This is a genomic window from Alkalispirochaeta americana (assembly GCF_900156105.1).
In the GTDB taxonomy this organism is placed as follows: domain Bacteria; phylum Spirochaetota; class Spirochaetia; order DSM-27196; family Alkalispirochaetaceae; genus Alkalispirochaeta; species Alkalispirochaeta americana.
In genome coordinates, this window is the sequence record NZ_FTMS01000007.1 from 15,427 (window position 1) to 40,559 (window position 25,133).

General features: G+C 60.2%; 21 protein-coding genes. 17 read left to right on the forward strand and 4 right to left on the reverse strand.

Annotation, left to right across the window (positions count from 1 at the left end):
• The first annotated feature begins 93 nt into the window (after window positions 1-93).
• From BW950_RS06335 to BW950_RS06345, 3 genes are all read left to right on the forward strand, one after another.
• Window positions 94-1,002, forward strand: coding sequence for a glycosyltransferase family 2 protein (locus tag BW950_RS06335; protein ID WP_159438745.1), 909 nt, complete (start codon window positions 94-96; stop codon window positions 1,000-1,002).
• A 280-nt stretch (window positions 1,003-1,282) separates the two neighbouring features.
• On the forward strand, window positions 1,283-2,245 hold the full coding sequence (locus BW950_RS06340; RefSeq protein WP_076488457.1) for a sulfotransferase: 963 nt from the start codon (window positions 1,283-1,285) through the stop codon (window positions 2,243-2,245).
• Window positions 2,242-3,396, forward strand: a complete 1,155-nt coding sequence (locus BW950_RS06345; RefSeq protein WP_076488458.1) for a hypothetical protein — start codon at window positions 2,242-2,244, stop codon at window positions 3,394-3,396. Before BW950_RS06340 ends, BW950_RS06345 begins: the two co-directional genes overlap by 4 nt.
• Here BW950_RS06345 and BW950_RS06350 read toward each other — a convergent pair.
• The gene (locus tag BW950_RS06350; protein ID WP_076488459.1) at window positions 3,353-4,513 is read right to left on the reverse strand and encodes a phosphotransferase family protein; all 1,161 of its coding nucleotides are present in this window, start codon (window positions 4,511-4,513) and stop codon (window positions 3,353-3,355) included. The genes BW950_RS06345 and BW950_RS06350 overlap by 44 nt on opposite strands.
• Before the next feature lie 85 nt (window positions 4,514-4,598).
• Here BW950_RS06350 and BW950_RS06355 point away from each other — a divergent pair, with 85 nt between their 5' ends.
• Window positions 4,599-5,513: a glycosyltransferase family 2 protein gene (locus tag BW950_RS06355; RefSeq protein WP_076488460.1), complete on the forward strand. Its 915-nt coding sequence runs from the start codon at window positions 4,599-4,601 to the stop codon at window positions 5,511-5,513.
• Window positions 5,510-6,457: a hypothetical protein gene (locus tag BW950_RS06360; RefSeq protein WP_076488461.1), complete on the forward strand. Its 948-nt coding sequence runs from the start codon at window positions 5,510-5,512 to the stop codon at window positions 6,455-6,457. The genes BW950_RS06355 and BW950_RS06360 overlap by 4 nt, the downstream gene beginning before the upstream one ends.
• Here BW950_RS06360 and BW950_RS06365 read toward each other — a convergent pair.
• Entirely contained in the window at window positions 6,443-7,546 is a 1,104-nt protein-coding gene (locus BW950_RS06365; protein ID WP_076488462.1) for a glycosyltransferase family 4 protein, read from the reverse strand. The genes BW950_RS06360 and BW950_RS06365 overlap by 15 nt on opposite strands.
• 186 nt (window positions 7,547-7,732) lie before the next feature.
• Between BW950_RS06365 and BW950_RS06370 the strand changes: the two genes are divergently transcribed.
• On the forward strand, window positions 7,733-8,746 hold the full coding sequence (locus tag BW950_RS06370) for a hypothetical protein (protein ID WP_143559151.1): 1,014 nt from the start codon (window positions 7,733-7,735) through the stop codon (window positions 8,744-8,746).
• Between the two features lie 83 nt (window positions 8,747-8,829).
• Here the strand turns inward: BW950_RS06370 and BW950_RS06375 are convergent, their stop codons facing one another.
• Window positions 8,830-9,735, reverse strand: coding sequence for a DUF6675 family protein (locus BW950_RS06375; RefSeq protein ID WP_076488464.1), 906 nt, complete (start codon window positions 9,733-9,735; stop codon window positions 8,830-8,832).
• A 67-nt stretch (window positions 9,736-9,802) separates the two neighbouring features.
• Between BW950_RS06375 and BW950_RS06380 the strand changes: the two genes are divergently transcribed.
• The 11 genes from BW950_RS06380 (at window position 9,803) to BW950_RS06430 (ending at window position 23,738) form a co-directional block, all read left to right on the forward strand.
• Window positions 9,803-11,221: a sugar transferase gene (locus tag BW950_RS06380; RefSeq protein WP_076488465.1), complete on the forward strand. Its 1,419-nt coding sequence runs from the start codon at window positions 9,803-9,805 to the stop codon at window positions 11,219-11,221.
• A gap of 2 nt (window positions 11,222-11,223) precedes the next feature.
• Window positions 11,224-12,444 carry a glycosyltransferase gene (locus tag BW950_RS15450; protein WP_159438746.1) on the forward strand — a complete coding sequence of 407 codons (1,221 nt, stop codon included), beginning with the start codon at window positions 11,224-11,226 and terminating at the stop codon, window positions 12,442-12,444.
• Window positions 12,445-12,486: 42 nt separating this feature from the next.
• Window positions 12,487-14,010: an ABC transporter ATP-binding protein gene (locus BW950_RS06390; protein WP_076488467.1), complete on the forward strand. Its 1,524-nt coding sequence runs from the start codon at window positions 12,487-12,489 to the stop codon at window positions 14,008-14,010.
• Window positions 14,007-15,281: an ABC transporter permease gene (locus BW950_RS06395; RefSeq protein WP_083943794.1), complete on the forward strand. Its 1,275-nt coding sequence runs from the start codon at window positions 14,007-14,009 to the stop codon at window positions 15,279-15,281. The genes BW950_RS06390 and BW950_RS06395 overlap by 4 nt, the downstream gene beginning before the upstream one ends.
• 4 nt (window positions 15,282-15,285) lie before the next feature.
• Window positions 15,286-16,236, forward strand: a complete 951-nt coding sequence (locus BW950_RS06400; protein ID WP_076488468.1) for an ABC transporter permease — start codon at window positions 15,286-15,288, stop codon at window positions 16,234-16,236.
• Between the two features lie 94 nt (window positions 16,237-16,330).
• Window positions 16,331-17,377: a BMP family lipoprotein gene (locus BW950_RS06405; RefSeq protein ID WP_076488469.1), complete on the forward strand. Its 1,047-nt coding sequence runs from the start codon at window positions 16,331-16,333 to the stop codon at window positions 17,375-17,377.
• A 126-nt stretch (window positions 17,378-17,503) separates the two neighbouring features.
• Window positions 17,504-18,820 carry an adenosylhomocysteinase gene (locus BW950_RS06410; RefSeq protein WP_234969040.1) on the forward strand — a complete coding sequence of 439 codons (1,317 nt, stop codon included), beginning with the start codon at window positions 17,504-17,506 and terminating at the stop codon, window positions 18,818-18,820.
• A gap of 158 nt (window positions 18,821-18,978) precedes the next feature.
• A complete protein-coding gene (locus BW950_RS06415; protein WP_076488471.1) occupies window positions 18,979-19,941 on the forward strand; it encodes an ABC transporter ATP-binding protein in 963 nt (320 codons plus the stop codon).
• Window positions 19,934-20,641, forward strand: coding sequence for an ABC transporter permease (locus BW950_RS06420; protein WP_076488472.1), 708 nt, complete (start codon window positions 19,934-19,936; stop codon window positions 20,639-20,641). Before BW950_RS06415 ends, BW950_RS06420 begins: the two co-directional genes overlap by 8 nt.
• Window positions 20,642-20,646: 5 nt before the next feature.
• The gene (locus BW950_RS06425; protein WP_076488473.1) at window positions 20,647-22,668 is read left to right on the forward strand and encodes a Gldg family protein; all 2,022 of its coding nucleotides are present in this window, start codon (window positions 20,647-20,649) and stop codon (window positions 22,666-22,668) included.
• Window positions 22,665-23,738 (forward strand): DUF4340 domain-containing protein, encoded by a 1,074-nt coding sequence (locus BW950_RS06430; RefSeq protein ID WP_076488474.1) that lies wholly within the window; start codon window positions 22,665-22,667, stop codon window positions 23,736-23,738. The genes BW950_RS06425 and BW950_RS06430 overlap by 4 nt, the downstream gene beginning before the upstream one ends.
• Before the next feature lie 8 nt (window positions 23,739-23,746).
• Here the strand turns inward: BW950_RS06430 and BW950_RS06435 are convergent, their stop codons facing one another.
• A complete protein-coding gene (locus BW950_RS06435; RefSeq protein ID WP_083943795.1) occupies window positions 23,747-25,129 on the reverse strand; it encodes an amidohydrolase in 1,383 nt (460 codons plus the stop codon).
• Window positions 25,130-25,133: the final 4 nt, after the last annotated feature.

Genomic DNA, 25,133 nt, shown 5'->3' on the forward strand with positions numbered 1-25,133 from the left:
GGAAATCCGTGGGTTCCGCCGCATGCCTTGGTTGGTGCAACCTTCACTCAGGCATTCGGCCGGGATGAACCTCAGTCTGCAGTGGAGCTTCATGTGAAACACGAAACGGTAGCGGTTTCAGTCGTTATTCCCGTTTTCAACGATGCAGAGGCCCTCGAACGGTGCCTCCGGCAATTACAGATGCAAACGCACGACCACCGTCGTTTTGAGGTGATTGTCGTGGACAACGGGTCAACGGATCATACTCGGGAGGTGGCTACGTCGTTCCCCGGGGTGAAGCTCTTGGTTGAGTCGACGTATCGAAATAGTCCGTACTCCGCACGAAACCGTGCGATCGAGATCGCACGGGGCGCCGTGATTGCGCTCATCGACGCTAATTGTTATCCGGATCCGGAATGGCTCTCGGAGGCCGTATCCGCGATGGAGGGGGAGTCGGCGGACCTGGTGGCCGGGAATGTTCTCTTCGATATCACTGAACCGTTCCGGGCGGCACACATCGTCGATGGAATGACAAATATCCGCATGCGCGAGTCCGTCGAGAAGAAAAGTGTTGCCAAGACGGCGAATCTGATCGTGAAGAAGGACGTGTTTAACCAGCTGGGTTTGTTTCCGGAAGGCTTGCGGTCCGGCGGAGACGTCCGGTGGACGGGAGAGGCGGTCTCCATCGGGTTGAAACTGGTATTCGCGGAGAACGCGGTTGTAAGAAAGGCGCCTCGGGATTGGGCGGAACTGCTCAAGAAACAGTGGCGGGTCGCGCGGGGACAACCGGCTATCTGGAAAGAACCAGAGAAGCATCTGCGTGTTTCCGAATTGCTCGGCAAGATGTTGATACCGCCGAGAATACGAACCACAAAGAGAAAGGCGGAGAACGTTCTCCTCGAGACGGTGGGGCGTACCGGTTTGCTCACCATTCCGCTCCTCCTGAAAATCTGGTTCTTACGTTTGGCGGTACAGATTGTGATGGGTTTCGCGCATATCGTGTTCGTTCTGAAGCAGCGGTAATCGACATTTCTTCCCACTCCCCTGCATTGGCTGGTTTCGGGTGGCGCGGTCCAGTCTCTTCCGGAACAGCCGGTTGCGTCGAAGCAGATCGACCAGAGACTCCAGGCTCTCCGGGTGGGACACCGTCGATGACGGGGAGCCAATCCCGATTCGTTACACGAATCTTTTCGACCAGTGCGATCCCGTCTGTGCTATGAACCCGATTCCCGCACCACCTGATCATCCCGATCTGCAGAATATCCTTGCAGGGAAGCCTGCACCCATGTAGAAAGAATAGATTATGACTCAAATCTACACATCCGTCGGAGGATCCTACAAGACAGGATCGTCGGCGGTGGTTGCGCTCCTGCGCGAATACCGGAACACACAGACCTTTCCCGGTGAGTTCAAGCTCCTGGAAGGGCAGACCCGACAGATCCTGATCCGCTTGGCCCAGGGAAGCGTTGACGGCGACGCCTTGGGGCTACTGGAGCGGGAGCTCCTGGGCTATGCCAGAAGATCTTCCGACCTGGCGCGCCTTCGGGCTCAAGGTCTCCGAAGGCTTCAGGGCAAGCTGCCCGAGAACAGCAAGTTCTCAAAAATGCTTGCTCCCCACCTCAGAACCGCATCGTTTCCGGTGAAGCGTGTTTTTCCCGATTATCCCGACGCTGTTCGATCCCTTGTGGCCGACCTTCGCGCTGCACATCGGGAGAATCGCCTCTCTCCCGGGTCTGCAAGCTTGGCCCTGGAGAGCTTTCTCCTCCGGCTCTTTGCAATCTCCCCCTCTTCTCCACAGATCCCTGTGCTTGACCAGTTTCTCAAGCCGGGGAACCTGCCCCTGGCTCCTCTCTTTCCTTCGGGCCGGTTTATTCTGGTTACCCGGGATCCCCGCGATCAGTTCTGTGATATCCTCTCTCGAAAAACTCCCAAACCCAAATATCTCCGTCCGGAAAGGGCTGCCACCTTTGCCTGGGACTACGCCCGTCGCTACCGGCACGAAGACGAACTCCTGGCGAATGCCCCAGATAACGTTTTGGCCGTGGCCTTTGAGGATCTGGTCTATCGCTACACCGAAACAAAAAGTCGTGTTGAAGCGTTCCTTGGCCTCGATCCAGCTATGTGGCAAGGCCCCCGGTTCTTTCTTCCTGATCAGGCGCGGGCAAACACAAGACTCTATCCCGCTCATCCCCGACAGGAGGAGATCGATCTGATTGAATCGCAGGTGGCCTTTCGCCTGTACCCCTTCGATGAGGTGTGTCCATGAACTCCCAAAAGATCTCTCTGAAGAAAAACGATCTCCTGCTGCAAGTAGCCGAGCGGTATTTTGCCGACCGTGATCTGTCCCGTCTTGCCCTGGAGGGGCTGCCCCCGGGCCACAATGGACCCTACCGGCACCCCGAGACGCCCCTGCGTGTTGTCTCTCACTGGGCTCTGGTAACGGCCTTTTTGTACCGTCTCTCGGGAGAAACCCGCTGGCATCAGGTCTGCTGTGCCCTGCGGGATTACATCCTCTCCGATGCCGCTCGCCCCCAGGGGGGGAACGTCTACCATCGGGAGATCGAGGGAAAAGACCGCTGTAACGGTCTGATTGGCCCCGCCTGGACCATGGAGGCGCTCACGGCATTGGGAGATGCGCTCCAGGATCAGGCCTGCCACGATCTGGCCCGGAAACTCGCAGATCTGCACCCCTTTGACGAATCCTGGGGGCTATGGCGTGTGGTTGATCTTGATGGAACAGTCCTGGGGTTTGATAACACCTTTAATCATCAGCTCTGGTTTGCCTCGGCGGCGGCTTTTGTTGCGGATGATAATGATAGCTCCTCGCCGGTTCTTCGTCAGGTGAGACGGTTTCTGGATGCCACAGAACAGAACCTGCATATTTACCCCGATGGTCTGATATACCATTTTACCGCCCGCCGTCTGCCCAAGGCGGGACCGGGGGATCCCTTGCCCGAACGTTTTCGCCAGGCCCTCAAGAATATCCTCAAGCCTGATCCAGGGCCTCCCCGGGAAGTCACGGCCCCGCAGCGCATGAAATGGACAGGGTATCATCAGTTCAATCTCTATGCCTTTGCGCGTCTGCACGAGCGGTTTCCTGGCCATCCCCTCTGGACACGCGGTGATTTCCGCCGGGCCGTGGCGCTTCTTTTGGCACCTTCGTACCGGGAAGAGCTGGCGGAGCCGGAGAATATCTACAGCTTCGGCTACAATCCCCCGGGTTTTGAGATCCCCTACGCTCTGGAACGTCTGGGAGACCTCACTCCGGAAGAGCTGGAAGAGGAACGGTCCTTCTGGCTGGAGCAGCAAATTTCAGCTACCTTTGATCCCCGGACGGGGCAATTTAGCAGGGGAACCGCCGATCCGGCTACTCTCACGGCGAGAATCTGCGAGCTGACCCGCTGGTCAGAACGGTAAGGATTGGGGCCATTTTTCTGTTTCGCGGAGACAGGACCGCCAGGGATTCCAGAAGGCCCGTCAGAAGCAGCGCGGTTACCTGCAGGGGCCGGTCCCTTCTCAGGCCACGGAGTCCTGGTGTCGCCAGTTCGGCATAATCCACGGAGGTGCCGGTGGCCACTTTTTCCCAGTATTCTGCGGCCTGAGGGCGCTGGTCCTTCTCGTGGCAGTAATGAAGCGTCTGACGCTCCAGTTCCACCAGAAGGGCTCCTTCGGTGTGGCGGTAGGCGGATGCCCAGTCGATTACGGTAATCTTCGGTGGTGTATTGTTTCGGGAGCGGGCTCTGAGCAGGTTATGTCGAGCCAGGTCGTGGTGGACAAGGGTGGTGGTGGTCATCCGGGAGAGCTCACCGGTGATCGCGGTGTCGTGTGTTATCCGGTGAAGGGCTTCAAGAAGTTCCGGAGACCATCCCCTGGCGATGGCCCTTCTGTGACATCGGGCCAGGTGTTCCGATATTCCTTCGTCAAGGGGGGCCTGGAGGTTCCGGGCGATATCGAACACAACGGGGATTACCCGGGTTGTTGTAAAGTCGGACCATTCCTTTCGGGGACAGGGAGATCCCGGAGCAAGGGTTTGCGTAATGAATCCCAGAGTTCCGTCCAGGCCCGTGCCTGCCCTCAAGAGCAGGGGAACTCCGTCCTGCCTCTTGTCTGCCAGGGCCTGAAGGTTCTCGCTCTCCCGCCGAAACTCAGCGCTCTTTTGGGGAAGAGGCAGAATTTTTGTGATTTCCCGACGTTCCCGGTCCAGAAGAACACAGACGTTGGATGAGCCCTGGGTATACACGAAGGGTGCCGCTCCCGGGGGTGCGGCGATATGCCCGGCGCAGTAGACAATCTTCCGGGGAATCTCTCCCCGCCCCAAGCTTTGGCAGGCGATCTTCAGTATTTTGGGCAGGGATCCTGGCCCCCGCAACCTCAGGAGATACCGGAGAAGCCCCCGGCGAGATCCGATTCTGAAAAGCTTGGGTGAGAAGGCCGACCCCCACAGAGGCGTCTTTTGCCCCTCGGGATAGAGAGTTTCCAGCGCCGCGAGAAGCGCGGAATTATTCGCAGATGTAGCCCGGTGCGATGATGCCATGGCCACGAGACTATCACAATTTTCCGGAATCCGGTACTCTCTGTGGTACTAACTCTTTGAGACACCAAGCGAGCAACAATTATTCATGGTCGATACAGTACTTCTTCCAGTTCCGATACCCTCGGTTACCGTCATCTGCCCCTTTTACAATCTGACCCCCTACCTGGACCGGCTCCTGCCATCCCTGGCGTCCCAGGATTATCCCGGGCCATCCCGGATACTTCTGGTGGATAACCGCTCCACCGATGGCTCTCCCCAGGTCTGTCGGGATGCGGGTTTCACCGTTCTCTCCTGCGATCACCTGGCTTCGTCCTATGCTGCCAGAAACGTGGGGATTCGCAACGCCTCGGGGGATATCCTTGCCTTCATAGATGCCGATTGCGCGGCGGCTCCCGACTGGCTTTCCCGGGGGGTCTCGGCGCTGGAGCAAAGCGGTGCGGATTTTCTCGCGGGCAATGTCCTCTTCGAGTTCAGGAATCCTCACTCGCCCTGGGAACAGTTGGAGGCCGCACTCCACATGGATAATGAGGCGCTGGCAGCCATGGGTCGCGCCGTGACTGCCAATGTCTTTGTCCGGAGATCGCTCTTTGGCCGGGTGGGATTATACCGGGAGCACCAAGTCTCGGGAGAAGACGTAGCCTGGTCCCTGAGGGCTGTCGCTGCCGGAGCTCGCCTGGCCTACTGCCCCCGCACGGTGGTCTACCATCCCACCCGTGACGGGAGGGAATCTCTGAAGAAGGCCTTCCGGGTGGGTCGGGGCATGCGGGCGCATCGTGCCGGTGCACACGGATTAGGGGTTCTGAAGCGAGTTATACGCAGTTTTCTCCCCCCCTCCCTTGGACCGGCCTTGCGGGCCCTTCGGGGAAAGGGATATCCCGCCCGTTCAATCCGGATTATTGGTCCCCTTTGGGCGCTTTCTCTGTGCAAGGCTGCCGGGCTCGTGCGGGAATCGGCGGTCCGGGCCTTTGTTTCGTCACAGCCATCAGGGAGCGATCCATGAGAACCCTTGTGCCTCCCCGCACCACCCTGGGAGCAATAGCCCGGGGATCCGTGATCCCCGGTGTCGGCACGGTGGAAAGCGTGCACCCCTTGATTTCGCGGGTTGATCGGTTGCGGGGCAGGTTTCACCGCAATAGTGCTGCCTACCTCCTGGTGACCACCGGGGGGCATTCTTTCAAGTGCGCCGTTTTTCGTCAGGCAACAACTGCGGTTGCGGCCACAGCGGAGCTGGTCCGGCGGTTTGAGGCCGGGGGACACAGCGATGCTGTTCCCGCTGTCCGGTATGCCGATGAGTTGTGCCTGATAGCTGAATACCTTCCCGGGCGGGTTTTGTCGCCGGTCTCGCTCACCGGGGAACGGGCCTCTGAGCTGGGACACTTTATCGCCACACGGCAACTTTCGGCAGATCCTCAGAAAGATATTCCCTATCGCAGATTGCTGGAGCATACCTTGGCCAGCCCCGGGATCGACCCGAATCTCCAGAAGCAGCTTGGGCAGGCTCTTTCCCGGGCCGGCGGGTTGGACGACACGCCCTGGGGAGTGTGTTTCTTTGACAGCGCTCTGAAAAACTACGTTGAGTCTCCCCAAGGTGATTTTTCCTATATTGATCTCTTTGGAATTGCCCTGCGTCCTTTGGGAACTTCCCTGGTGCGACAGGCTCTGGCGGTTCCTTCGGGGCACCGGGAGGCGTTTCTTGACGGGTGGTTTTCCGCAACCGGGCAAGGATCTCGCATTCGCGACGGGCTCCCCGGCTACTGTTTGCATCACCTGATATATCGTTTGTGCCATCAAGCGGATCACCCGGAAAAGAGCGTGCATCGCACTGGTATGAGGCGGCGCAAACGCCGTCAGGCCTTTCTGGTTGCTGCAACGGAGCTTCAGCGGTGCCTTGATCTGCCCCACGACCCCGAAAGCTTCTACCGCTGGATCTTATCGGTCCGGTAGAACCCCCGAGAGAATGTGCCGGACCCGTGCTTCGCGGGTGAATCGCTCCAGGAAGAGTTTCCGGGCTGTTCGGGAGAGCTCATCCTGTTGCCGGGGGTCTTCAAGGAGGGTGCGCAAGGTCTGTTCCCACTCCTCTGGTCGGGAAGGATTGCAGAGGCGTGCGCTCCCGCTTCCGACAATTTCCCGGATGATTGGCAAATCCGAGGCGATAAAGCAGCACCCATGGGCCATATACTCAAAGACTTTTAGGGGCGAGCCCCAGATCGTGTCGTCCCGCAGGGGGTTCTTACAGGCCGATTCCTGGTAGGGGGCCAGAAAAATGGGCCAGGTCCGATAATATTTGCCCAGTTCTTGCTGCGAAACCTGGCCGTGAAAGACCACGTTTTTTGGGGCCTGGGCGCTCCACTTCTGTATGTCTTCCGGGGATCCTCCCACAATATGGAAGGGTATCCCGGGCATGCGTCGGGCTACAGACAGGATCAGCCCCGGGCCTTTATGGGCGTGAAGTTGCCCGGCGTAGCCCACAGCGGGCTTTCGGATCGACGATTCTCCCGTGACCTCTATGGAGTGGGGAAGGTCCGCTCCGTTAGGTGCCACCAGAATCTCTTTGTGTGCCAGTTCAGGGAAGTTTTCCCGGTAATAGTCGGCCAGAGCACGGGATACCGTGATCAGGCGGAAGAAGGATTTCCGGGAAAAGAGACGCCGGTGAAGGTGTCTCTTTGTGGCGTTTGCCGGGGGCATATGCGCTTCATAGATCTGGGGTTGAGAGGTGTTGCCCAAAGCAAGAAGCGCGTAGATATCCCTGCCGTAGATGAGGTCTGTCTGATCAAGGAGGGTTCGGGCCTGATTTGCGGTCCTTCGCCCGAAGAGGCTTCGCGAAACCAGGGGAACCCGGCCCAGGGGGTGACGGAAGAGTTCCGGCGGGGTCTCGACGCCGTAGTAATCGGTTATCGGTTCCGATCCTCCCGTAGCCCCAAAAAGAGTGACCTGGTGCCCCTGCTGGACCATGGCGGCGCAGTTTTTCACAACCTGCACACTATTGGCCGCCCGGGAAGGAATGGGTGAGAGCGAGAGATAAAGTATCCTCATTGTGCCTCCAGTTATAGGAGAGTCTGGGGATAAGGTAAAGGCTTGCAGCATATTCTCTTGAATATTGTTTGCTGGGTTTTTCTGCACAAATGATTTTCTCGCATACCCGCAAAGGAAGATGAGGGAAAAAGTTGCTCATGGCTATGATAACTTTTTGATCTATGCGATAAACGAAGAGTAATGGACATGAATGTAATAGATCTTGTTCTTCATATCGGTTTGCGAAAGACCGGAACGACCACCTTTCAAAGGAAGGTCTTTCCCGCTCTTCTTCCTCAAGGATATCTTGGAAAAGGGGCAGGAAGGGGAAGGCATTTCTCATATCTCATGGGCGAAATAATCAAAGGCCAGGATCCGGTAAAGACCATAGATATACTTCTGGATGATATTGCTCAGATCGCAGAGGGTCAATTACGAAATGATACCGGACGTTCCTCCTTTGTGATAAGTAGTGAAGGTATGTCCTCCGGGCCTGGCCCGGGGGTTATGGCCGCTCCCAGAATCGAAGACATCCAGCCGACGATTCCTGAAAATTATCCAGTTTTCTCTGTCCTGCCAGTGCTTTGCGAGAAGTGGAGTTCGCGTTTCAGCGGCCAGGTAAAAATCATTCTGTCCATTCGTGATCAGCGGAAGATGCTCGCTTCGGAGTATTCCCAGCGAAGCGCCTACAGGATTGCCCCCTCACAACAGGATTTTGAAGATCGGGCACGAGCGTACTTACAGTCGGGAGACCATCATCTGAACTACTACCTTTGGGCCGATGCCATAGAGAAGGCTGTTGGCAGGGATAATATGCTCATTTTTGACATCGCTGCAGTCAGCAACAGAGAAGCTCTCGAGCGGCTTGCAGGTTTTTTATGTGGGGCAGATCGAACCGATTTGAATGAACTTGATGCCGAGAACCCTGCGAATGTTTCCCGCGTTTCCGGCACGTCCTGGAAGATCCGGAATTTCCGGTTAAGCAAGATCATGAAACGCTACTCATCCAGACGATTTCGTAGAACGCTGATATACCGCAAGATTCGGAAATTCGTGAAGATCTTTGACGTTCCGGTGGGAAATCTGGTACGAAGAATTTTTGCCAGGGAATGTCCCGACGTCATAACCTTGAATGAAGACATCTTGCAAAAGATATTCGAGCAAACCGATGTTTCCAACGAGAAGCTTGGCAGGGAGTATTCTGACCGTTTGGTTCAATGACACAACCGCGCTTATTCATCCTGTATCATCCGGTCTGGTCTATATTAGGACCAGACCTTCGCTAACGAGTGATCAGGGATGAATCAGGAATCGGTATCCAAGGGTTCTCTGTGCTCTGTGCCGTGGTCGTCCCCGTAGACCTGCCAGGTAAACCAGTCCGTGAGCGCCACAATGCGCCGCCGGAAGGACCCCGGCAGGTGCACCATCCTCCGCAGAAAGCCCCCCGCCTCGAGCCCCACCGCCCCGTAGAGCAGGAGATGATCCTCCAGGGGCAGGGCCACCATCTGGAACCGCACCCGTTCTGCCCGCACCACGGGCACAAAAAAGGTGAGGCTCCGCAGGTTGGTCATGCCCATGCTCACCGCATCGTCCCCGCCGTAGAAACTTGCCTCAAAAAAACTCCTCCCGAAGTTGGAATCCTCAAGATGGAGCACAAAGGAGCTCTCCCGGGGGACAGCTGTCACCAGCGGGTCCGGCAGGGGGTCCCTGGAGCGCACCGATTCGATCGCGTAGACGTTGTCAAAGAGCACCCGCATGCCCCCGGTTCGGCCTGATTCGTACTCCACCCCCGAGAGCTTGCTCACGGCCCGGAAGGTGTTGTAGAGATCCAGCAGGAGTTCTTCGTCGCTGGTGTAGGGGATTCCCCGGGAGTTTGTCTCGGGCCGGGGCAGAAGAAAAAGCACCTCGTTCACCACGTTGGGTTCAAAATGGCCAAAGCCCCCCCGAACCTGGTCGCTGATGCTGCTCCGGGGCAGGTAGCGGAAGGTCAGGGGCTCGTCCTCGCTGTGGAAGATCAGCGAGCCTTCCTCCAGGAGTTCTGCAAGCTCCGCCCGGGAGATGCCCGGTACCAGGTCTGCTATGGTTGCCTCCAGGGCCGCCGAGCCTGAGGGATCGCTGGCCGGAGTGCCGACCGATGATTGAGACGCCACGGGGACCACCACGTTGACGAGAGCGGCAAAGGCCGCCACAATGAAGATATTCTGTTTCACCCGGGAACGGTACCATGTTTTGGGGCGTTCATCAAAGTGTTTAGGTTGTTGTAAAGAGGCGCGTACCATGAATCAACGAAGGCGGTCCTTTCTTCGCTATACCCTGATGATCATCGATGCTGCGGTGATCGTTCTCTCCTACCTGTTTACCTATTACCTCCGAGACAAGCTTTTCACCTTCGGTCTCGATGATCTGGCGCCCTTTCCGGTGTACTTCAACCTTATGGGGACGGTCCTCATCGTCTGGATGATCCTCCTGCGGCTCTTCCGGAACTACGATTTCCTCCGGGGGCACCGCCTTGTTTCGGCCTGGCGGATCTGCCGCAACCTGATCCCCGTGGAGTTGGTGGGGCTGGGTGCCCTGGCCATGGGGCTCTTCTTTATCCGGGATACCGTGATCAGCCGGACCTTCCTCATGACCTTCGCCGGCATCAATTATGTGCTTATGGTGGCGGCCAAGCTGCTTTTCCGGGTCTATTTTTACCGTCTGCAAAAGAAGGATCGCTATCACCGGAAGGTTCTGCTTCTGGGGAACAAGCGGGCCGTGGAGCAGTTTCAGGCCACGGCCAGGACTACGCCGGAGCTCTTGCTGAACGCCACGGTGGAGCCCCGCTTTGCCCTCCCCGTCGAGGAGCATCTGAGCGATGAGGAGCGGCAGCGCTTTTTTGACGATGTCCTGGATTACGTGACAAAGAACGTGGTGGACGAGGTGGTTCTGGCCTACAGCGATCTCAGGCTCCAGGAGCTGGCGCCCCTGATCTCCGATTGCCACCGCATGGGGCTCATGGTGAACATCGTCCTGGATTTTTCCGGGATCGAGTATACCCGCTCCGAGGTGGATACCGTGGGGCCTTTCAACATTGTTTCCTTTCAGTCCTACGATTTCAGCCCCCTTCAGCGGTTTGTGAAGCACACCATCGATTACGCCATCGGTCTGGTGGGGTTTCTTGCCTTTCTGGTGATCTTTCTGGTGGTGGCGCCGGCGATCAAGCTCGATTCGCCGGGGCCGATTTTCTTTGTCCAGCCCCGCAAGGGAAAGAACGGCCGCGATTTCAACCTGGTCAAGTTCCGTACCATGGCGGTCGATGCCGAGGCTCGCAAGGCGGAGCTGATGGAGCAGAACGAGATGCAGGGCCACATGTTCAAGATTGCCCGGGATCCCCGCATTACCCGGGTTGGAAAGATCCTGCGGAAGACCAGCCTGGACGAGTTCCCCCAGTTTCTGAATGTCCTGAAGGGCGATATGAGTATTGTGGGTACCCGGCCGCCCACGGCCGAGGAGTTCCTTCAGTACGAGAAGCACCACCGCCGCAGGTTGAGCGTGGCCCCGGGGATCACCGGCATGTGGCAGGTGAGCGGGCGCAACCGGATCGATGATTTCGAGGAGATCGTCAAGCTCGATACCTGGTATATCGATCACTGGTCGGTGTGGCTCGATCTGAGAATTATCTTCAAGACCTTGTTTGTCCTGCTTTCGGGGAGGTGAGGGTGAGGGTTTGTCATCTCACAACCCGCCTGGTGAAGGGCGGGGCGGATTTTAATATTTTCTACAATATGCTTCGGGGGGCTCCCGATCTTGTCCAGACCCTGGTGGTGGGGGCCGAGTACCATGAGGGCATGGTGGAGGAGCTGCGTCAGGCCGGGGTAGAGGTGGTGGTTGTTCCCCATATTTGCCGCGAGATCTCGCCCGGGGCCGAGGTCCGGGCGTTCCGGTGGTTGTGGCGGTTTTTCCGGAAGAACTCCTTTGATATTGTCTATACCCATAACGCCAAGACGGGGATTCTGGGGCGTTTTGCCGTGCCCCGCCGTGCCGGGGGGGCGGTGGTGCTCCATGGGGTTCATGGGATGAGTTTTACCGATTCCATGGCGCGGCCTGTTTTTTTGTTGTTTCGCTGGCTTGAGCGGCGGGCTGCGGGCCGGACCGATCTCTTTGTCTCCGTGGGCTATACCCTGCGGGATCTTATGGTGGAGGCCGGGGTGGGCCGGCCCGGGCAATACCGGATTATCCGAAGCGGCATGGAGATCGAGCGCTTTCGTCTGGCCCGGCGGGATGAGGCCCTGCGGCAGGAGGTGGGGTGCTCGGGGCCCGACGATGTGCTTTGCGCCGTGGTGGCCCGCCTGGAGCAGCGCAAGGGGCAGCACTGGTTTCTGGAGGCCTTTGCCCGGGCGGTGGAGGAGCTGGAGCGTTCCGGCCAGGGGCTCTCCCTGCGGGCGGTGCTTCTGGGCGACGGCCCCCGGCGGGAGGCTCTGGAAGAGCAGGCCCGGCGTCTGGGGGTTTCTTCCCGGGTGGTTTTTCCCGGGTTTCGCGACAACCCCCAGGATTATTTTGCTGCTGCCGATCTGGTCTGTCTTACTTCGGAGTGGGAGGGGGTTCCCCAGTCCCTGGTCCAGGCTGCCGCTGCAGGTCGTGCCGCTGTTGCCTTCGATGTTCCCGGGATTCGCGAGACCGTGGAGGAGGGGGTGACCGGTCTGGTGGTGCCCTTTCGGGATATTTCGGCTCTCACGGAGGCGCTGGTTCACCTGGCCCGGGACAGGGAGCTGCGCGAGCGCTTTGGCAGGGCTGCGGCAGCGCGGCCCCTGGAGGAGTGGAGCTTGCCCGTGATGGTGGAGCGCACCGACGCTCTCTATCGTCAGGTTCTGGCGCCAGGTTCTGGCGCCAGGTTCCGGCGTGGGGTTCCGGAACAGATTGGCCCGCAAAAAACTGGATAGCTGACACATTTCATAGTAAGGTAAATTCTGGAGGTTCCTCGCATGTCACAGGTGATTCTGGAAACGCAACATATCGTGAAGCAGTTCCCCAAGGTCCTTGCCAACGATGATATAAGCATCTGCCTGAAGGAGGGGGAGATCCTCTGTCTTCTGGGTGAGAACGGGGCGGGCAAGAGCACGCTCATGAATATTCTCTACGGCTTGTACAAACCCACCTCGGGGCGCATCCTGATAAAGGGGCGGGAGGTGGAGTTCTCGTCTCCCCGGGAGGCGATAAAAAACGGCCTGGGGATGGTTCACCAGCATTTCATGCTTCTTGATCCGCTCACCGTTACGGAGAACATCATTCTGGGTTCCGAGCCGGGCCGGGGGCCCGTGATCGATTACCGCACCGCCCGCCGGGAGGTGCAGGAGCTCAGCGATCGCTATGGTCTCAAGATTGATCCCGATGCCAAAGTGGAGAACCTCTCCGTGGGGTTGCAGCAGCGCGTGGAGATCCTCAAAGCCCTCTACCGCCGGGCCGAGATCCTTATCCTGGACGAGCCCACGGCGGTGCTCACGCCCCAGGAGGTGGAGGAGTTTTTTGCCGTGATCCGCACCCTCCGCGAGAGCGGGGTGAGTATCATTATCATCACCCACAAGCTGGAAGAGGTTCGGGCCATCTCGGACCGGGTGTATATTCTGCGGCGCGGCCGTATTGAGGGCGAGCGCCCCACGGCGGGGGCTACCACGGCAGAGCTGGCAAACCTTATGGTGGGGCGTTCCGTGGTGCTCACCGTGGAGCGAACCCCCCACGAGGTACAGCCCGATCCGGTTTTCGAGGTCCAGGGGCTGGGTGTTTCCGACGACCGGGGCGTTCCTTCTATTCAGGATCTTTCCCTGACGGTTCGTCCCGGGGAGATTGTGGGGATCGCCGGGGTGGATGGCAACGGTCAGACCGAGCTTGCCGAGGCGGTGATGGGGTTGCGTCCGATCACCCAAGGCGTGATGCGCCACCTGGGCACAGAGGTCCAGGGGATGACCACCCGGGAGCGGATCAACCGCAGCATGGGCTATGTTCCGGCCGACCGCCACCGCTACGGCCTGGTCTTGCCCTTTTCCGTGGCCGAGAACATCGCCCTGGGCTATCACGATCGGTCCCCCAACGCCTACCGGGGTGTTCTGGATTATCCCGGCATGAACGATCATGCCGGGGAGCTGATCGAGCGCTTCGATATCCGGACCTCCGGCCCCGGAGCAACGGCGTCGCAGCTTTCGGGAGGAAACCAGCAGAAGGTGATTCTGGCCCGGGAGTTTTCCCGGAAGCCCACCTTCCTTCTGGTGAGCCAGCCCACGCGGGGCCTCGATGTGGGGGCTATCGAATACATCCACTCCGAGGTTCTGGCCATGCGGGACAAGGATGTGGGGATTCTTCTGATTTCCCTGGAGCTGGAAGAGATCTTTGCCCTGGCGGATCGGATTCTGGTGCTCTTTGAGGGGCGTGTTGTGCGGGAACTGATTACGGATAAAACCAGCGAAGAAGAGGTTGGCCTCTACATGACCGGCGGAAAGGAAGCGAGCGCATGATATCTCAGGCACTTCTGGCCACCTTGCTCATGGCCGCTGTTGTCCTCTTGGGTGCGGCGGGAACGGTGTTGTATCTGGCGAGTTATTTCCAGGGCGGTTTGCTGATCCTGGCGGCCCTGGGGGTCTATCTCTGGCGGGTGCGTCTGGTTCAGGGGCCGTCGGTGCTGCGGGAGCTCCTGCGGCGCTGGGTAAAGCGTATGGTGGTTCCCCTCTTCGGGATCACTGCGGCGATCCTCCTGGGCGGAGTTGTGATGGCTGTCTCGGGGTATAACCCCCTGGTGGCGTACCAGGCTCTCTTTTACGGAGGGCTGGCGCGAAACTGGCACATCTCGGTCCTCAACGCAGCTCCCCTGATCTTTACGGCCCTCTCCGTGGCCTTTGCCTTCAAGGCGGGGCTTTTTAATATCGGTGCCGAGGGGCAGTACTATCTGGGGGCCATGGCGGCGGCCGGGCTGAGTCTCTATATGCCGTTGCCCGGGGTGATCGCCCTTCCCCTGATTTTTCTTGTGGCGGGCCTCTTTGGTGCGCTCTGGAACGTTGTTCCGGCCTACCTGAAGATGAAAACCGGCGCTCACGAGGTGATCACCACGATGATGCTGGCCCACGTGGCGCGCTATCTCTCGCCTGTTTTTATCCGGGCCTTTGGGGGTGATCCCTCCACGAGCCGACACCCCTATGTGACAACCCGGATTCCCGACAACACCATGCTCCTGCGGTTTCGGGCCTTTCTGCCCGAGGCAAACCCCCGGCTTCATACGGGGATACTCCTGGCTATCCTGGTGGCTCTGGTGGTGTATTACCTGCTCTACAAAACCAGTATGGGTTTCGAGATTCGTGCTGTGGGAGAGAACAAAGATGCTGCCCGGGCCCAGGGGATTTCCGTGGGCAAGAATATTTTTCGGGCTCTCTTGATTGCGGGGTTTCTGGCGGCCCTGGCGGGGTTCAACCAGGTGAACGGTCTGGATCACCGCCTCTACGAGAATCTTCAGGCCGGCTATGGCTGGAACGGTATTTCCGTGGCCTTGCTTGCCGGGGGACACCCCATAGCGGTGGTTTTTACGGGGCTTCTCTGGGGGGCTCTTGATGCGGGAGGGCAGTATATGTCCCGTACCACCCAGACGCCCGGAGCGATCGTGGAGATCGTCAAGGGGATCATCCTCTTTCTGATTGTGGCCAGATATATCTATACCGCCTGGGGCAACCGTCGCCGACGCCGGGAGGTCCGCCGGGCCGCCCAGGCTGCAACGGCCGCCGCCGGAGAGGAGGGCTGAAACGATGTTTACCCTTGAGTTTCTTACCAATTTGCTTTCGGCCACGGTGCGCCTCTCCACGCCCATTACCCTGGCGGCCATTGGGGCCACCATCTGCGAGCGTTCGGGGATCGTCAATATCGCCATGGAGGGGATCATGGTGGTGGGGGCCTTTTTTGCGGCTATTGTGGCTTATACCACGGGAAGCCCCTGGCTGGGGCTCCTGGCGGGTGTTCTCTTTGGAGGGGTCTATAGCCTGCTCCATGCCTTTGCCACGGTGACGCTTCACATGGATCATGTGGTGAGCGGGGCGGTGATGAACGTTCTGGCCTTCGGGATAACCCGGTTTCTTATGGTGCTGATCGTGGGACACCCCGGAACAACCCCCTCCATTCCCCGGGGGCTCGGGCGCTACCGCCTGGCGGTGCCGGTTCTTTCGGAGATTCCCCTGATAGGCCGGGCTTTCTTTGCCCAGACGCCCATTGTGTATATGGGGTTCGTTCTGGTGGCGCTTCTTACGTGGTTTCTCTTCAAGACCAAGACGGGGCTCCATATCCGTGCTGCCGGGGAACACCCGCTGGCGCTGGAGACGATCGGGGTCTCGGTCTACAAGATGCGCTATCTGGGGGTCTTTATCAGCGGTCTTGCCAGCGGGTTGGCCGGGGCGTACCTCTCTATCGAGGCCAACGTGAGCTTCACCGAGGGGATGAGCGCCGGTCGGGGATTTATTGCCCTGGCCGCGATGATCTCCGGGGGCTGGCACCCCGTGGGGGCTTTCCTGGCGGCGCTTTTCTTCGGCTTTGCCGACGCCTTGCAGATGCGCTTTCAGGTATTGCGGGTGGTGAATCTCCCGGGAGAGCTTTTTATCATCTTCCCCTATCTGGTAACGGTGATCGCCGTGGCCGGGCTGGTTCGGCGCAGCCGGCCGCCCCGGGCTGTGGGAAAGGATTTCATGATCGAGCGGAGCGAAGATTAACATTACCTTCCGTGATTGTGGCGCTCCTGCGGGAGGGTGTATAATCGCGAAGGTTAGAGATATTATTGTTCGAAGTTCTATAAGGAGGACGAGAATGAAGAAAACGATGCTGATGCTGACGCTCCTGGTTGTAGCCGGGGCGCTTGTTTTTGCCGGAGGACGGCCCGAGGCCGATCCTGATCGAAGAATAGCCGCCATGGCCACCGATGTGGGCGGCTTGGGAGACCAGAGTTTCAACGATGGCGCCTATCAGGGGTTGCTTCTGGGAGCTCCCTACGGGTTCGAGGCGCGGGTTGTCGAGAGCAACCAGCAGACCGACTATATTCCCAACCTGAGCGGTCTGGCCGAGGACGGAGCCGAGATCGTCTTTGCCGTGGGATTTCTCATGGAGGATGCCGTAAAAGAGGCTGCCCGGATGCACCCCGATACCCTCTTTGGAGGGATTGATATCGGCGGCGACGACGATCTGCCCAACTTCCAGGGAATTCTCTACCGGGAAGAGCAGAGCGGATACCTGGCCGGTGTTCTGGCAGGGCTCATGACCAAAGACCATGCCGATGCGATCCCCCGGTTGCGCCCGGACCACAACGTGGTTGGTGCGGTTCTGGGAATGCTGGTTCCCCCGGTTGAACGATTTGAGGTTGGCTTTATCCAGGGCGTAAAATCCGTGAACCCCGATGCAACGGTTCTGTCTGTTACGGCTGGTTCCTTTGTTGACCAGGCCGGTGGCCGCGAGGCTGCCCTGGCCATGATCGAGCAGGGGGCTGACATCGTCTTCCAGGCTGCGGGGCTCACCGGTCTGGGTGTGATTCAGGCCGCCGACGAGGAGGGCGTGCTCGCCATCGGTGTTGATATCGATCAAAACCACGTGGCTCCCGATGCGGTCCTCACCAGCGCCATCAAGAAGATCCCCGAGTCTGTCGAGGTTGTCCTGCGCAGTATTGCCGAGGGAACCTTCCAGGGCGGAACCGTGAGTTACGGTCTTGCCGAGGACGCCACGGGGCTGGCACCCTTTCACGGGTTTGATTCCATGATTCCCCAGGAAGTAAAAGACGCCCTCGAGGCTGCCCGCCAGGGAATCCTGGACGGCTCCATCGAGATTGCAACGTCCCGCTCCCAGATCCAGCACCTGATGGATTAAGGGGAAGGGGTTTTGAGCCGCTGGCAACGCGCTGGCGGCTTTTTTTTTGCCATTTTTCTGCCTTTTTTCTGCCCCGGGCAGAGACTGGTGTATCGCCGCAGACAATCATTATGTGGAGGACCTCTCATGAATACCGAACGATCCCCGGGTACCAGACGATCCATGCCCGACGATATCCTGCGTAATCCGGCCCTTGCTGCCGAAGGGCATCGAAAAATTGAATGGGTTCGGCGCAATATGCCCGTTCTCCGGAGCCTGGAAGAGCGCTTTTCCCGGGAGCAGCCCTTTGCGGGCATCCGCGCCGCCGTAAGTGTGCATCTGGAGGCAAAAACGGCGTATCTTGCCCTGGTGATGGCCGCCGGCGGAGCCCAGGTATCGGTTACGGGGAGCAACCCTCTCTCTACCAAGGACGATGTGGTGGCGGCGCTTCAGGAGCTGGGGCTCCATGTCTATGCCTGGCACGGGGCCACACCGCAGGAGTTCGAGGAGCATCAGCTTACGGCCCTGAGGATCGCTCCGCATGTGGTGATCGACGACGGCGGGGATCTGGTTCACCATCTTCACGAGGGTGCCCGGGAGTTCTCCCGTGATACCCTGGGGGGGTGCGAGGAGACCACCGCCGGGGTGTTGCGAAACCGGGCCCGTTCTGTGGCGGGGAAGCTGCGGTTTCCCGTGATCGCCGTGAACAACGCCCAGATGAAGCATCTCTTTGACAACCGCTACGGCACGGGCCACAGCACAATGGACGCCCTGATGCGGACCACCAACCGGGTCCTCACCGGTGCAACCCTGGTGGTGGCCGGCTATGGCTGGTGTGGTCGGGGGATCGCCTCCTGCGCAGCCGGGTTGGGTGCCCGGGTTATTGTCTGCGAGGTGGACGAGGTGAAGGCTCTGGAAGCGGTAATGGACGGCTACCGGGTGATGCCTCTGGGGCCGCTTGAGGAGGGGGGCGCCTGCGCGGCCCGGGAGGGTGATTTCTTTGTGACCGCCACGGGTGTCTGCGATGTGATTACTCCCCGGGAGGTGGCCTGCATGAAGGATGGAGCGGTTCTTGCCAACGCCGGGCACTTCTACGACGAGATCGATCTTGAGGGGCTTGCTGCCATGGCCGGAGAGGTTCAGGAGGTGCGGGAGAACCTCACGGGCTATCGCCTGGAGGACGGGCGGTGGATCAACCTGATCGCCCAGGGCAAGATTGTGAACATCGCCGCCGCCGATGGCCATCCGGCAGAGATCATGGACACCAGTTTTGCCGTGCAGGCTCTGAGCGCCGAGTATGTGGTGCTCTCTGCGAGGGGAGGAACTCCCTTGCCGCCGGAGGTGATTCCCGTGCCTGCCGCGATAGATCAGGGTGTTGCCCGGCTTCTTCTGGCTGCCCGGGGAATCCGCCACGATACGCTCACGGCGGCGCAGCAGGCCTACCTGGACGATTTCAACAAGTGAGTCCGAACCCCGCCGGCCGATGGCCTGTCGCTGACAGGTGGGCCGGCCGCCGGCCGATGGCCTGCCGCTGACAGATGGGCCGGCCGCCGGCAGAGATTACAAAAATGTAATGATTTCGCAAGGCGAGGGTAATATTTTCTTACTATGTACAAGGTACGATGATACGCTTCGAAACGGTTGAGAAGGATTACGGTGATGTAAAGGCCCTGCGGGGGGTCTCCTTCGAGGTCCCTTGCGGGGGCATTGTAGGTTTGCTGGGGCCGAATGGTGCGGGCAAGACCACGGCCCTGCGCATTATGACAGGTTTTCTGGAACCCACGGCAGGGCAGGTTTTCCTGGACGATCAGCCCTTTACTCCCGATTCCGTGGAGGCTCGACGCAGGATCGGTTATCTTCCCGAGTCGGCTCCGCTCTACGGGGATATGTTCGCCTGGGATTATCTGGTCTACGAAGCCCGGCTCCACGGGCTTGATCCCTCGGAACGGGTCCCGCAGGTGGTTCGTCAGGTGGGTCTTGCCAGCCACGTCCACAAGCCGATCCGGGAGCTCTCCAAGGGGTATCGGCAGCGGGTCGGGCTGGCCCACGCCTTGTTGCACGATCCCGAGATTCTGGTTCTGGACGAGCCGACCAGCGGCCTCGATCCAAACCAGATTCTGGAGGTTCGCGCCCTGATTCGGCGGATCGCCGAGACCAAGACGGTAATTCTTTCTACCCATATCATGCAGGAAGTGGCGGCCCTCTGCCGCCGGGTGGTGGTGATTCACCAGGGACAGGTGCGCTTCCAGGGGCTGCTGGAAGATTTCTCTCTGGGCGGTGGCGTCACCGGGGGAATGCCCGTCAGGATGGTTCTGGCCGGGATCGATCCGGTGGTGCTGCTAAAGCGCCTTGAGGCGATTCCCGGGGTTGAGCGGGTTGAGTTGCTGGAACCGGGCAGGGACGGAATTGGGGTCTATCCCGATCCCTCAGCGGTGATTGTGCGGGTTTTTCCCCGGGCGGGGTTGGAGGTTCGGCCCGAGCTGGCCCGGGAGGCGCTTTCCAGCGAGCTCTACGAGATAGTGCAGGAACAATCGTCTCTGGAGGATGTCTTCCATGCCCTGACCAGGGAGGTTCATCATGGATAAACGGGTGCGGGCGCTTCTTCGGCGCGAACTGGCCGGGTATTTTCAGTCTCCCGTGGCCTATGTGGTGGCAGTGGTCTTTCTGGGTGCCTCGGCGGCGCTCTTTTTTTCCACCTTCTTTCTGGTGCAGCGGCTGGAGATGCGCCAGTTCTTTTCGCTCTTGCCCCTGCTTCTGGCGTTGCTGATGCCGGCTCTGGCCATGCGGCTTGTGGCCGAGGAGCGGCGGCGCGGGACCTGGGAGGTCTTGGCCACGTTGCCCGTGGGGATGGTCCGGATTGTGGCGGCCAAGTTCTGTGCGCTCTGGATCACCGGTGCGGCTCTCCTGGTGCCTACCCTGGTCTTTGTTTTTTCGGTGCAGCTTCTGGGCCGCCTCGATCCGGGGCCGGTGATCGGAGGCTATCTGGGGGCGGTGCTTCTGGCCGGTGTCTACGGGGCCGTGGGGCTCTGGGCGTCGGCGATATCGCGAACCGAGACGGTGGCGCTGGTGACGGGCTCGGTGGTGACGCTGGTGCTTGCTTTGGCCGAGTTTTTCCTGGTGCTTCTTCCCGGGGGGGTGGTGCCGGTGGTTCAGTATGCGGGAACAACCTACCATTTCTCGGGGTTCACCCGGGGTGTGGTTGATTCCCGGTCGCTGGTCTATTTTTTCAGCCTGATCCTCTTTTTCCTGGTTCTGGCTCATCATCGATTGGTGCGGGAGCGATAGGTCCTATGGGAAACTCAACAAGATACCGAGCAACGATACACCTCGTGCTGATTACGGCAATTCTGGTGGTGCTCAATCTGGTGAGCTCCAATGCTTTTTTTCGCCTGGATCTCACCTCGAGCGGTGCCTACAGTCTCTCGCCGCTGACGCGGGAGACCCTGGCCCGGGCCGAGGATCCCCTGCGGGTGCGGATCTTTTACACCGATCGGGTGCCGCCACCCTATAACGGGGTGCGCCAGTATCTCCTGGACCTCCTGCGGGAGTATGAGACCCTGGGAGGGCGCTCCTTCAGTTACGAGGTGGTGGATGTCTCCTCTCCCGAGGGGCGCGCTGCTGCCCGGGAGTACGGTCTGGAGCAGGTGGAGATCCAGGAGGTTCGCTCCGACGAGTTTCAGTCCCGGGCGGTTTTTCTGGGAGCGGTGGTGCTCTACGGAAGCGCTCTGGAGAAGGTCGATCATATTTCCCGGAGTGATGGTCTTGAGTATCTCCTCACCTCGGCCATGGAGCGGGCGATCTCCCGGGTTGATGCCTTGGCGGGGCTCACGGAGCCGGTGAAGATGAGGGCTCTTCTCTCGGCCGATCTGGAACGGTACCGGATTCAGGGGCTTGAGGATCTTCCCCGTCAGCTGGAGGATATCTTCCATCGGATCAACCGCGATTCCTACGATCGTCTGACCTACGAGCTGTCCCGGCCCCGGGACGACCAGGGGCGTCTTGAGGTGCAGTTTATCCAGGGGGATCGCCTTCAGACCGTTCCCCTCCAGGTCTATGCGGAGCTTTTTGGAGGCTACTCGCTGGATGATCCCCAGGATATAGAGGAATCCCTGCGCTGGGGGTTGCGGTCGCTGGTGGCGGCCAACCCCCGGGTGGGGTATTCCGTGGGGTTTGGCGAGCGGGATCTTCAGGATCACCGTCAGGGAGCGGGGGCGCTGACGCTCCTCCTCGAGAACCGCTACGATCTGGTTCCGCTGGATCTCTCGGAGGGGGAGATTCCCCCCGATATCGATACCCTGGTGGTGAACGGTCCCCGTGAGGAGTTTTCCCGGCAGGCCCTGTACCGTCTGGATCAGTTTGTGATGCGCGGCGGCCGGCTTATGGTTTTTCTGGATCGTCACTATCAGCAGATGCCGTCCCAGCAGGAGATGCTCTTTGGGGCGCAGCCCCAGTGGGTTGAGATCGAGACGGGGCTGGAGAAGGTCCTGGCCCATTACGGACTGGAGCTGACCTCGGGGTTTGTTCTGGATGAGGAGAGTTTTGTCGCTTCGGCCCAGGGGGGGCGACAGAAGATCTATCAGGCCCCGGTGCTCCGGGGGGATTCCCTGAACAGGGATTCCGTGATCACCCGGGCTCTGGAGGACGTGATTGTCCTGAACGCTCAGGAGATCGGGGTTCCCCGGGCAGACGATGCCCTGGCGGGGCGCCGGGTGACTCCCTTGCTGCAGTCGTCTCCCCGGAGTTGGACCGTGGATGATCCCTCGCTGGCCGGGCCGGGGATCCAGGGGGTTCCTCCGGGCGAGACGCCGGACCGGCGTGTTCTGGCTGCGCTTCTGGAAGGGGAGATCCCCTCTTTTTTCCAGGCTCCTCCGGAAGATCTGGTATCCGGGGAAGATCTGGTATCCGGAGAAGACTTGGTATCCGGGGAAGATCAGGAACCCGGTGCCGGGGCCTTTCCGGAACGGTTTCGCGGGAGCTCCGGTTCCGGGGGGGCGGTTTTGCTGGTGAGTTCCTCGGAGCTTACCACGGCGCAGCTTCTGGATCCGCAGAACCGCACGCCCAACGGAACCTTTGTGCTGAACGCCCTGGATTATCTGAAGGATCAACCGGGCCGGGCAGAGTTGCGCAGCAAGGGTCTGACCGTTCCCCGGTTGCATATCGCCTCGCCGGTTCTTCCCGGAATGATTCGCTGGTTCAATCTGCTGGTGGTGCCGGCTCTGGTGGTTCTTCTGGGATTGGTGGTGCGCTCACGCCGGCGTGCCCGAAGCAGAGCCCTGGAGGCGTTCTTTTCTGATGAGGAGGTCTCGTCATGACACACGATAGCACGCGCGATACTCCACAGGGCGATACCCCACAGGGCGATCCTCCGGCCGATCCCCCGAGAACCGTCCTGGCGGCTCTGAAGGCGCGGTTTCGGGCGGTTCCCCGGTCTACCCGGATTTACACGGCCCTTCTTGTGGTATTGCTGATCGTCTTTGCCATGCAACAGCTGGAGCGGGAGGCTGCCAACACGCTGGAGGCACCGGGCCTCGCTTCGGAGGTTGTCCGGATTGACCTGGAGGTGCGGGGCCGAGCCCTCACCCTGGAGCGGGATGCCGGGGCCGATCTCTGGCGGGTGGGGCCCCAGGGGTTTCGGGGCGATTCTTCGGCGGTGGAGGCCCTTCTTCAGGCGGTGCGCGATCTCTCGCGGCTGGAGGTGGTCTCTGCCAGGGGGCGTTTTGAGGCCTACGGTCTCACCGGTGATGCCCGGCGGAGCGTCGCCTTGTATGACAGCCAGGGCAGGGAGTTTCTTCTGGAGCTGGGCTATTCCGCCCAGGCTGGCGGGTCTGTCTACGGGCGAGTAAACTCCGGCCGGGAGGTGGTGCGCCTGCCCCGGGCCTTGCACAACCGGGTGAGCGCCGACGCCGATGATTTTCGCGATTCTCTGGTGGCCCGTGTTCCCGAGGGGACGGTGCGGTCCGTGGAACTCCGTGCCCCGGGGATGGAGCCGGTGCGGGTGACTCCCCGCGATGATCAGGGTGCTCAGGAGGGGGATCGTGCCTGGCAGGCTTCCCGGGAGGTCGATCCGGGCCGTGTGCGGGATCTTTTTCAGGAGCTGCGTCTGCTGAGCGCCCTTTCCTTTGTCCCCGAGGAGGAACTCCGGGAACTGGAGGCGGGTGAGCCCTTTGCCGAGGTGGTGGTTGCCGTGACCGGGGGCGAGGAGATTGTGCTGGAGCTTTTCCCCCCTCGGGGGGATTCCCGTGATGGCCGTCTTGTTCCGGCCCGTGTGACCGGTGAGGAGTATCCCTTCTTTTTGCCCGAGTGGCGGGTGCGACGTCTCCTTTTGGGGATTGAGGAGTACCTGCGTCCCTTCACGGTTCAGGATACCTCGGGGATCTCCTAGGGGATCTCCTAGGGGGCGGCTCGTTTCACGAGTTCCCGGGTGCAGCGGCGGGCCTCCCTCAGGACTTCTTCTTCGCCGGGAACCTGGCGGTTTTCCATGAGGACCCGGCCGTTGCAGATTACGCTGTCGACGACGGATCCGTTGGCGCTGTAGACAAGGTTGCTCTGAAGGTTGTGGACCGGCACCATCTGGGGATGGTCCAGATCGATCAGGGCGATATCGGCGGGGGCTCCTTCGGTGAGGGCTCCGCCCACGCCCCAGGGTTCAAAGACGGTGCTCCGTGCTCCCGTTGCTATGGCCAGGATCTCTTCGGCGGGAAGGCGGGTGGAGTCCTGGAAGTGGTGCTTCTGCAGAAGTGCTGCCAGTTTCATCTCGTCGAACATGTCCAGGTTGTTGTTGCTGGCCGTGCCGTCTGTGGCAAGCATCAGCGGGGCCTTTCGCCGGGCGTAGTCCTGCCAGGGGAAGCACCCCGAGGCGAGCTTCATGTTGCTTGCCGGGTTGTGCACGGCGGTGATGCCCCATCGGGCGGCGATATCCAGCTCCGGGGGGTCCAGCCAGACCATGTGGGCTGCCACAACCCTGTCTCCCATGGTTTCCAGCACTCCCAGGTTCTGGAGATGCTCCATCGGGGGAACACCCCGGGCGGCCAGGCATTCATCGACCTCCCGGCGGGTTTCGTTCATGTGGATGTGGTAGAGCAGGTGGTTCTCGCTGGCCTGGCGGGCGCACCACTGCAGGAGTTCGCCGCTGCAGGTGTAGATGCTGTGGGGGGCTATCACGGGGAAGACCTGTTCGGGCTCCTCCGGGGGGGATTTCCTGCGGTTGGGCCAGATCGTTTCCAGGTTGTCCTGGAGCCGATCCTGGACCTGGGCTCGCCGGTGGGGGTCGTCAAAATCGAAGAGGGCGAGCCCCAGGGCTGCCCGAATTCCGGCGTCGGTGAAGGCCTGGGCCGCTTGGGCCGGATGAAAGTACATGTCGTTGGCGAAGGTTGTGCCGCTTTTGATCATTTCCAGCGCGGCCAGGCGTGTCCCCCAGTAGATATCTTCCGGGGTCATGTGGGCTTCGGCGGGCCAGATTCGCTCCTGGAGCCAGGCCTGGAGGGGCATGTCGTCGCCGTATCCGCGCAGAAGGGTCATGGCGGCGTGGGTGTGGGCGTTTTTGAATCCCGGGATTGCTGCTTTTCCCCGGCAGTCCACGCTGCGGGGCGTGGGTGTGCCCGGGGGCGGGGGGGAGCCCTGGGGGAGGATCGCGGTGATGGCTCCCCGGGATATCCAGAGGTCCTGGCCGGTGATGGGGCCTTGGGGAGTGAGAAGGTAGTCGGGATTGCGTAGTACCAGATCAGTGGCGTGGTCCATGGAAAAAGTGTAGCACATCGACTGGTCAGGATGCATTAGG